Here is a 9,690-nt window from a genome sequence, read left to right on the forward strand (position 1 = left end):
GGCTGGCGCGGCATCCATCGAGCGCGCCGGGAGCTTACACCGGGAGTTCGCGCTGGGAATTCACGCTAGGAGCCTACCTTGGCGGCTTCCCTCTCTGCCTTCTTCACATCGCGGCGGCGTGCACGGCGGCTTGATGCGCCGGGGAACAGCTGCCACCACAGGCGGATGGTGGTGCGGCGAATCTGCGTGGGGTGCAGGCTCACGTACACCAGGCGGCGGGTTGCCGGGTCGAGGGCGACCAGGTAGATGATGTAGCCCAGGCAGATGACCGTCGCGATGAGTCGGCCCATGTCCTGGTTGAAATCGCGCAGGTAGGGCGACACGTTCAGCTGGTCGCTCACACCGTACGCCATGAAGAACAGCGTGGTGATGAAGTACCACATGAGCTGGAAGTGCGAGCGCAGACCGGTTGCGGCGAGCATCGGGATGGCCCAGAGCAGGTACCAGGGCTGAATCATGGGGCTGCACAGGAGCATGAACAGAATCGCGAGGCCGGCGTGGCGCACGATGTTGCGGTCGCGTCCGACGAATGCCATTGCCACGGCGCCAAGCATGCCGATGCCCTTGCCGACGGTTTCGATGAGCTTGCGGATGACTTCGAAGGTGTCGCCCTGAACGAACAGGGAGGCGGCGCCAATGACCAGGCCGAAGGGGGTGTACCAGATGTACTGACCGCCGGTGGTGGACAGTGCCTTAATCCAGCCGAATTCCAGTCCGGTCACCCAGCCCATAAGCGCCATTTCAGCGAACAGTAGCACGCCGGAGAGGCCCCAGAAGATGAACTTGCGCGGCCAGGAGGCGTTCTTACCTGCCCAGAGCAGACCCACGAAGGGCAGCACCACGAGGGCGAGCGGCTTGACGGCAACGCCGAGGGCTACGAAGGTCACACCGAGCGGGCCACCCCACCAGGTGTCGCGGTAGCGCTTAGCGTAGTAGAGGCCGCCGAGCATGAACATGGTCATGAGCGAGTCGTTGTGGCCGCTGGCGATGAACGATGCGATGAACAGCGGGTTCGGGCCGATCTGCCAGAGGGCGCGGACCTGGTTGAAGCCGTGTGCCTTGGCAAGTTTTGCCACGTAGAAGAGGATGCCGATGACCGCGAGCACGGAGAGCAGGCGGAAGTAGAAGAGGGAGAGGTCGATGTTCTCCCCCGCCAGGCGCACAATCCACTCTTCGAGCTTGAGGGAGACCGGGCCGTACGGGGGCGGGGATTCCGCCCACATGGGGTCCGCGCCGTTCTGCATGAAGTTTGAGATTTCGGAGACACCGTGCTTGTACGGGTTGAGGCCGTGCGCCATGACCATGCCCTGACCGTAGTAGGAGAACATGTCACGGCTGTAGATGGTGAAGGCGAAGACCTGCGGCAGGGACCAGCTGGTGATGACTGCAATCATCCAACGCATGGTGTTGGGTTCGTTCCAGTCGCCCATTTTCTGGTAGATGCGCAGCCATTCGCGGCACATAATCATGGCGCCGAGGGCGAGCATAATAATGCCGGTGATGACCCATGCGGCTTCGAATCGGATGGCGCGGATAATGTCGTAGCGCCAGAAGCTGGAGCTGTCGGCGAGCCAGCCGACGGCGTAGGAGCCGAGGGTGACCATGATAGAGCCGATGGTGCCAATAATTACCGTGCGCAGACGGTGATTATTGACGTAGTCCAAGAGTTTGGGTGAGAGAGGTGCGTCGTGTGCGCTGGGGGTGGTGAGCCGGTGTGTTAGCTCCTTTGGTGCGCGCATAACTCCCTTTCTGTCTGCATCGTCGTTCTGGCTTTTATCATACCGGAGCCCTTGGATGCACTTGTGAGAATCACTGTTGCGAAAGCGCTTGTGGACACGCATCGACTCCCCTACCTGTGTGTTTTTATGACATCGTGGGAGTCCGGTCGGCGGCGTTTAGGGGTAGAGTGGGAGGGTGAGTATTTCTAGTGAACGTATTGTATGGATTGACTGCGAGATGACCGGCCTGGACGTGGAGAACGACGCTCTCGTCGAGGTGGGCGTCCTGGTCACGGATGCCGATTTGAACATTCTGGGTTCTGGCGTTGAGTTCGTCATTAAGCCCGGTGATGAGTCTCCTGCCGGTGCGCTGGAGAACATGAATGATTTTGTGCGTTCGATGCATGAGGCGTCGGGTCTGCTGCCCGATATTGAGCACGGTGTGTCGATGGATTACGCGCAGGAGCAGGTGCTTCGTTACATCAAGAAGTATGTTCCGGTGGCGGGCAAGGCGCAGCTGGGCGGCAACTCGGTGGGCATGGATAAGCGCTTCTTGGAGCGTTACATGCCAGAGGTCATGGCGCACCTTCACTACCGCGTGATTGACGTGTCCACCATTAAGGAGCTGGCGTCGCGCTGGTATCCGGCGGCTCGTCATAGTGCCCCGGCGAAGACCGGTAACCACCGCGCGCTGGGCGATATCAAGGATTCGATTGATGAGTTGAAGTATTACCGCCGCGCCATTTTTGTGCCGCAGGGCCCGGATGCAATTGCTTCGGCGCAGATTGCGCGTGAGGTGGAGGCGGAGCGTGCCGCACGTGAAGCGGCTGAGCGTGAGGCTGAGGCGTCCTCTTCTGAGGCGACTGAGGCATCCAAGGCGTAAGCACAGTATGTAACGAGCATCACAGCTTTTCAACTTGGCAGGTTTCTGAATCTCCTGTACAGTAGTATCCGTTGCATATCGCAAGGGAAACCAAGCGAAGCACATGGTGGTCGTAGCTCAGTTGGCAGAGCGCCTGGTTGTGGTCCAGGAGGTCGCGGGTTCAACCCCCGTCGATCACCCCGATGGAAAGGGTCGTTATGGTTATCCGTAACGACCCTTTCGCTTACCCTCAATCCGGTTCACCTACGCACGGTGTACCCGGCAAGTTCCCGTTCAACAGTTCCCATTCAACACAAGCAAAGGATAATTCCGTGGCTATTCGCCCCATCGTTATTCACGGCAACCCCGTTCTGCACCGCCCCGCGGCACCCGTCACCGAGTTTAATGATGAGCTCAAGGAGCTCGTGGCTGACATGTACGAGACCATGGACGCATCCAACGGTGTGGGCCTGGCGGCACCGCAGATTGGTGTGGGTCTGCGCATCTTCACCTACAAGATGGAGAATGAGGACGGCGTTCCCCCGCGCGGCTGCATCATCAACCCGGTGCTGACCCTGGGCAAGATTTCTACCGCTGACCCGGACCCGTACGAGGAGGAAGAGGGCTGCCTGTCCTTCCCCGGTTACGGCTTCCCCCTCAAGCGCGCCGAGTGGGTGACCGTGAACGGTCTTGATGAGCACGGCAACCCCGTCCACTTTGAGGCGACCGGCTGGTTCGCACGCTGCATGCAGCACGAGACCGATCACCTGGACGGCAAGCTGTACGTGAACCGCCTGAACAAGAAGTGGACCAGCAAGATGAAGAAGGTCGTGAAGAAGGAAGGCTGGACCGTCGACGGTAACTCGTGGATGCCCGGCGTGGATCCGGATCCGTTCGGCCACTAGACACGAGCTCTTCTGAAGGTCAGAGACCTTTCGAGAAGTTTAAAACGAAGACCGCGAATGCACTCTCAAGGCGCATTCGCGGTCTTCGTTTTCCCATCAGCCGATGATGTTTTCCATCAGCCAACGGTAGCGTGAAACGGGTCATCCTATGAGCCGGGTTCTGTCTAAAACGCCGCCCGAAGGGGCGTTTCGAGGCAATCATCTATCTAGAACGTACGTTGCCGCACGTCTCAAGCAGCCTACCCGAATACGCACCCCGATTAAGCGGGGATCGGGCGCACTACCCTACCATGGCGTATTCTGTTTGACCTTGCTCCGAATGGGGTTTACCTAGCCGGGCACGTCACCGCGCCCGCTGGTGGTCTCTTACACCACCCTTTCACCCTTACCGCGGCGAACCGCGGCGGTTTACTTTCTGTGGCACTGGCCTGCGGGTTACCCCGAGTGGATGTTATCCACCATCCTGTGCTGTGGAGCCCGGACTTTCCTCGAAGCACGTGTGCCTCGCGATTGCCCGGACGGCCCGTTTCACCTCACCCATTATACGCATACCCCTGGCGGTGGCTATTTCGCGGGTTCCCTCACGGTCACGCCGAAGCCTCGCAGGTACACTGCGCCTCGCGGGTACACTGGAGAGATGCTGATTCTTCTTCCCCCTTCCGAAGGTAAGACCCCCGCCCCGGCTGGCAATGCGCCAGTTTCTTTCGCTGACCTTTCGTTCCCTGAGCTGACTGCCGAGCGTGAGAGCGTCCTGGAGGAGCTGACTGCGGTCAGCTCTAGCCCCGGCGCCCTGGCAGAGCTCAAGGTGGGCGCATCCCTCGAGGCAGAGGTGGAACGCAACACGCGCCTGCTCACCGAACCGGCGCAGCCCGCGATTCACACCTACACGGGTGTGCTGTTCGAGGCGCTGGATTATGCGAGCTTCTCCCCCGCCGAACGCGACGCCGCGCACTGGTCGCTGCTGATTTCTTCGGCGCTGTGGGGTATTCTGCGCCCCGAGGACGCGATCCCCGCCTATCGCCTGTCCATGGGCGTGAAGCTGGGTTCGATTGGTGCGCTCGCCTCCTTCTGGAAGGGCGCGCTGGGTACTGCTCTGGAGTCGACTGCGAAGGACCAGCTGATTCTGGACTGCCGTTCTGCCGCCTACGCGAAGTCGTGGGTGACTCCCCCGTCGCAGACTCTGGCGGTTCGTGTGGAGCGTGTCGCGGCTGATGGGTCGCGTAAGGTTGTCTCGCACATGGCGAAGCATTACCGTGGCTTGTTTGCGCGCTACCTGATTCAGTCGGGTTTGGCGGCTCGTCCTATTGATGGCTCCACGGCGGGTATTGCCGAATTTTTGGAGGCGGTCAGCGAGGACTGGTCGGTGGAGTGCACCCTGCCGACGGCGCGTAAGGCGGGTGTTTTGACGCTGCTGGTGCATGAGCAGTAGGTTGCCCAACTATTTATTTCCTCTTATTTTTTGCATCATATTGAAAATTTTTTAACTATTTTTCTAGGGGCTTAAATCTGTATTACCCCTTGTAAAACCACATTTCCCCACATTTTAGGGGTAGCTTTTGATGAGCAGAGAAGGCGGTTAGTGTCTAGCTATCCGCCTTCTTTTTGCGAGTAAAAATGTTTATAGTATTAAACGTCTCGCCATTGGTGGCGGGTATTTCACTCACTAACATTCACATTTTCAACTCAACACACATGGAAACACGTCACGCCACGTACGTATAGCAAACGACTAGAGGCTTACCCAATGGTTATTGGTTTGCTAGCGTAGAAGTAACCACTCAGAAACACATCGATGGGACAACGTTATGTCTACTTTTTCCTCTCGTCGCGCCCTCATTAAGGGTGCGGCAGCACTAACAGTCGCCGGCGCGTTGGGCGCACACCACGCCGGTGAGCAGGGCGCTCAGGCTGCCACCTTGGACGTTAAGACCACCCCGCTGACCTTCAAGGTTACCGAGGCGTCGTTTGATATTAGCGGCTTCAACCTCAGCTACGAGATTACCGGCCTGCAGGCTGTGCTTGATACCGGTCTGTACACCCCGTACATTGAGGTTGGCTACTACACCAAGGAGAAGGGCTTCACCCAGTTCTATTTCTTCTCTCTTGAGCCGAAGAAGCGCATCGAGAATGATGTCTACATTAGGCATCACGTCATTGATTCTGAGATCACCGGTGGCCCGAATGGAAACTACGGGGTTCGCTTGTCTCTTCGTCCGCGCCGTCAGCAGTACACCATTCTGCGCACTCTTGAAGTTCGCCCCAAGATTGACACGGAGTTCGCGTGGGCACCTTTCATCGTGGACATTGATATGGATGGCGAGTACGCCCCCGATATCTACAGGTCATGTAAGGCAAAGGTTCTGCTGCTCGATAAGGAACGTTGCTTCTACCCTAAGCGTGCGGTGACCCGCGGCGACCTGATGGATGCAATCTACCGAGGCGCCTGCTCGCCGAAGGTGAAGCTTCCTGCGCGTTCTCCTTTCCCGGATTTGTCCCCGAAGGATGAGCGTTACCCGGCGTATATTTGGGCGTATCAGAACGGTCTGACTTCCGGCTGGTCTGACGGTAAGATGCACCCGGAGGCGGTGGCTAGCCGCGCTACGATGGCTGCGTTCTTCTACCGTTACTTTATGCTTACCCCCGGTCGTCGTTCTTATTGGTTCCGTCCCACTACCCCGCAGGATATGAAGCCGGGTGCCCCGTTCTACACCGAGTCGGTGTGGCTGCACTCGTCGGTGAATATCGATACGAGCTATCACTATAAGAGCAAGGATTTCCGTCCGACCAAGACTGCTACCCGCGAGGAGCTGGCTCGTGTCCTGTCAATGCTCGACATGCTTGACACCATCCCCAACAGCCCCTATATCGATGACTAAGATTCGGCAGGTGCCTTGAACCGGGTGGTTGAGCCCGCGTGTTTTAGCTTGGGTTGACCTCTGCGAACAGCAGCTGAAGATAGTGGCCTATAGCCTATAGAAGGGGCGGTGAGAGTTTTTCTTTCACCGCCCCTTTTCGTGTGCCCGTTTTCTGGTGCGGGCGCTGCTGGTGCAGTCGCTGCTGGGTGCCGTTTTAGTGCTGGTGATGTTTCCAGTTTTTATTTCTCTATGTGTGGTCTTTTTGGGGGGTTTGGGCTTTATACAAAGCCGGGGCGTAGTTTTTGATTTTTTTGTCTTATAACTCTCATCGGCATGTTTTTCTCGTGTTTTCATTGAATGTTTAAGGGGCGGGTTGGTAGGCTGAAATTGCACTTCAGCATGCCGCCGCTACGGCTCTTCTACGATATGGATTCGGGGCGAGTTCGGTGCGGTGGACTGTCACTCATTTATCCTCTCAACTTCTTTTCTCATTCGCCCTCTTTCATGCAGAAAATTCAGATTGGATAATGATGTCCTCGTTCTTTAAGCCTGCTCGTGGCACGCGCCGAAAGGTTGCGGGTGCTTCCCTGGTTTTGGGTTTGTCTCCGCTGCTGGCTTTGACGCCGGTGGCGGCTCAGCAGGCGGCACCTCAAGAAAAACCCGCGCAGAACGCGCCTGCCCAGAACAAACCTGCGCAGAACGAACCTGCGCAGAACACTCCCGTGCAAGGTGATAAGCAGGATGCTTCCCTGCCGACCCTGCGCGTGTCCAGCGGTTCCCTCGACATTCTTCACGGCGGTACCGTGCACGTGGAGGGTACCGGGCTGAGCCCCGAGTTCTTGGCGCATCATGAGCTGCGTAGCCTCACGATTGCCCCGAAGGGCTCTTCGACCTACGCTAACCCCTACCAGAAGCTTGATCACCGCGGCCTTGTCTTTGACGCCCCGAAACCGGCTGCTGACGGCAGTTTCAGCGCTGACCTGACGGTTCCGGCGAATAGCCTACCGGCAAACCTGGAATACGAGATCATTCTCACCTACCGCCCTGTAGATGATGCGCACCCTTACGCGTGGAACACTGAGGATCGCGTCCGTACGGCGCTGCCGGTGGAGTTCAACCTCCCGAAGGCTGTCCTTCCCTCCATCACCTATGATGTTTCGGCTATTTCTGAGGAGCAGATTGCTTCCGGTCAGCCGATTGAGGTGACGTTGACGGGTACCGGTTTTCAGGATGTCAGCTCCGTGAAGTTCACCTTGTCCGAGCATGATGAGCAGGGAAAGGTCACGAACGATAATGTGGCTTCGCTTGGTGAACTGAAGGCACCGGATACGGAAGAGAATCAGCGCATTTTCAAGGGCCTGATTCCTAACGGCTATTTCCAGAAAAAGGTCACTATCCCCGCGGGAGTTCTGAAGTCCGGTAAGGGGTATTCCCTGGGTGTTTCCGGTGTAGAAACCCACGGGTGGAATAAGCTGACGCGCAAGTTCCCCTTCGTTCCTGTGGGTAATAGCCCTGCGCGCATGGCGTATCAGGATAATTCGTTCAGGAATACCCTGCCGAAGGTATCTGTTGATGCGCAGGATTTTGATCCCGGTCAGGACCGCATCTATAAGGTAACTATTTCTAATATTTCCCCCGAGGTTGACCTGGGGTACTACCTTGACTCTGTGTCGATTTATAACGCTACCTCTGGTGAGCAGGGATATTTTGCGAGGAATGATGTAGCGGGTCAATACTATAAGCGTGACGAGCTGGTAACCCGCAACGCTGACGGCACTCTGACCGTGGAGGTTGAGTATAAGGTTCACGGTGATTCCTACAATAGGCCTTCTTCTCGCGGTTCGATGGCTGAAGTGCGTGTGGTGTTCTCGGATTCTCAGTATTCGTACGGTAGCCATAAGTTCACGGTGAGCGCGCAGCTTCCGATGGTCCCTCCTGCCGCTGATGCTGTTGATTCGGAGAACCCGGCGAATGTTAAGTTGAAGGTCGATTCGGGAACCCTCAATATTTCTCAGGGTGGCACGGTGTCGGTGACGACTTCCCCGTTGAGCCCCGAGTTCCGTAAGAAGTACACTTTCTACGAGCTGGCTCTGGTGGAGCGCGGGTCGGTGTACGTGTATGCGGAGCACAATAGTTATGAGCCTCTCGACGAGTACGGCGGAATGCTCAAGGATTTGAAGCATCAGGTGCGGGAGAACCCGGACGGTAGCCTCACCTACACGTTTAAGGTTCCCCCGCAGTACGTTGAGGCTGCCGACGGTGAGCTCTTCGATGTGGTGATGACGTACTACCCGTCGGATGAATTTGAGCCGGAACCTTCGAGTAGGTCGAACCGTTTGTATGCCCGCGCCCATATTGATGTGGTTCAGGAAGCGCAGCCGACCCGTGGAACCTACACCTTCAGTCAGTCCGCTATCGATGACCCGTGGAAGGATACGACGCTGCGGGTTGAGGGACGCCATATCCTCTCCCAGGCTAGTGAAATGGTTGGTAATGATTGGCCGGTCATCGCTATCTATGAGGCTGACCCTGCAACGGGAAAGATGGTGGGTGAGCCTGTGTTCACTCAGCGGGATGACTACACGTACTACGGGGTTAACACCAGGTGGTTCCGCAATAACTATTTCAGTGCGGAGCTGAAGATTCCTGCGGGTACGTTGAAGCCGGGCAAGCTCTACTTTATTGGTATGTATGGGAACGGGTTGCCTTACCCCGGCATGGAAGATTCTCCGGGTTCTATGCTGAATGATGTTGCGGAGTTCCTTCCGGTGCATTCTCCCGAGCAGGACTCTGCGGGGCCCACGCTGCACCTTGGGTCGGTGGGGCTGAACCCGTACGCGCGGACGAACTTGTTTACGGCGCGCACTACCGGGCTCTCTGCACCGGGTGAAGGATCGTACCGCCTCTCGGTGCAGCATGTTGATGAGCAGGGGCGTTTGACCGGTCAGACGGTGTTCCAGCAGGCAATCCCGGCTGACCTCATCAAGGACGGCAGGGCGGAGCTGAATCTGACGATCGCTCAGCCGCTGAGCTATTCGGGCACTTATCGTCTGGTCTTGGAGAAGGTCACCCCCGGTAAGGATGGTGCCGGCGAGTCGGTGGAGCAGCTTGCTGTCGAGGATATTCCTCTGAAGCTGACGCGTGAGGATGAGTTGCAGGCGGCTGAGCAGTGGTTTGCTGATCGTGATATTTTGCCTAATCCTTCGCCGATGTCCTGGCATAGCGGTATGACGCGCCACGATGTGACGGTGTCGCTGTACCGTCTGGCGGGTTCCCCGAAGGTTGAGCTGCCTGCTTTTAGCCCGTACGCGGATGTGGCAACAAGCGACCCGGACTACGCCGCATACATT

General features: G+C 57.4%; 6 protein-coding genes, 1 tRNA gene and 1 other RNA gene. 6 read left to right on the plus strand and 2 right to left on the minus strand.

From position 1 onward, the window contains the following. Positions 1-65: 65 nt before the first annotated feature. A complete protein-coding gene (gene mptB / locus HMPREF2928_RS08040) occupies positions 66-1,739 on the minus strand; it encodes a polyprenol phosphomannose-dependent alpha 1,6 mannosyltransferase MptB (protein ID WP_070688169.1) in 1,674 nt (557 codons plus the stop codon). Positions 1,740-1,914: 175 nt separating this feature from the next. Between mptB and orn the strand changes: the two genes are divergently transcribed. The 3 genes from orn (at position 1,915) to def (ending at position 3,485) form a co-directional block, all read left to right on the plus strand. Further along, positions 1,915-2,601: an oligoribonuclease gene (orn, locus tag HMPREF2928_RS08045; RefSeq protein ID WP_070688171.1), complete on the plus strand. Its 687-nt coding sequence runs from the start codon at positions 1,915-1,917 to the stop codon at positions 2,599-2,601. 106 nt (positions 2,602-2,707) lie between these two features. Further along, positions 2,708-2,780 (plus strand) — tRNA-His (locus HMPREF2928_RS08050). A gap of 132 nt (positions 2,781-2,912) precedes the next feature. Continuing rightward, positions 2,913-3,485: a peptide deformylase gene (gene def / locus HMPREF2928_RS08055; RefSeq protein ID WP_049334074.1), complete on the plus strand. Its 573-nt coding sequence runs from the start codon at positions 2,913-2,915 to the stop codon at positions 3,483-3,485. Positions 3,486-3,618: 133 nt separating this feature from the next. On the opposite strand, the gene rnpB is transcribed toward def, so the two are convergent. Beyond that, positions 3,619-4,011: RNase P RNA component class A (rnpB, locus tag HMPREF2928_RS08060), an RNA gene on the minus strand. 111 nt (positions 4,012-4,122) lie between these two features. On the opposite strand from rnpB, the gene HMPREF2928_RS08065 reads away from it, so the two are divergent. The 3 genes from HMPREF2928_RS08065 to HMPREF2928_RS08075 form a co-directional block, all read left to right on the plus strand. Then, a complete protein-coding gene (locus tag HMPREF2928_RS08065) occupies positions 4,123-4,914 on the plus strand; it encodes a YaaA family protein (RefSeq protein ID WP_070688172.1) in 792 nt (263 codons plus the stop codon). A 376-nt stretch (positions 4,915-5,290) separates the two neighbouring features. After that, complete coding sequence (locus tag HMPREF2928_RS08070) at positions 5,291-6,361, plus strand: S-layer homology domain-containing protein (RefSeq protein WP_070688174.1); 1,071 nt, start codon at positions 5,291-5,293, stop codon at positions 6,359-6,361. Between the two features lie 509 nt (positions 6,362-6,870). Continuing rightward, on the plus strand, positions 6,871-9,690 hold a 2,820-nt coding region (locus HMPREF2928_RS08075), incomplete at its 3' end, for a siroheme synthase (RefSeq protein ID WP_246823589.1).

It is taken from the genome of Rothia sp. HMSC072B04 (genome assembly GCF_001813725.1).
In the GTDB taxonomy this organism is placed as follows: domain Bacteria; phylum Actinomycetota; class Actinomycetes; order Actinomycetales; family Micrococcaceae; genus Rothia; species Rothia mucilaginosa.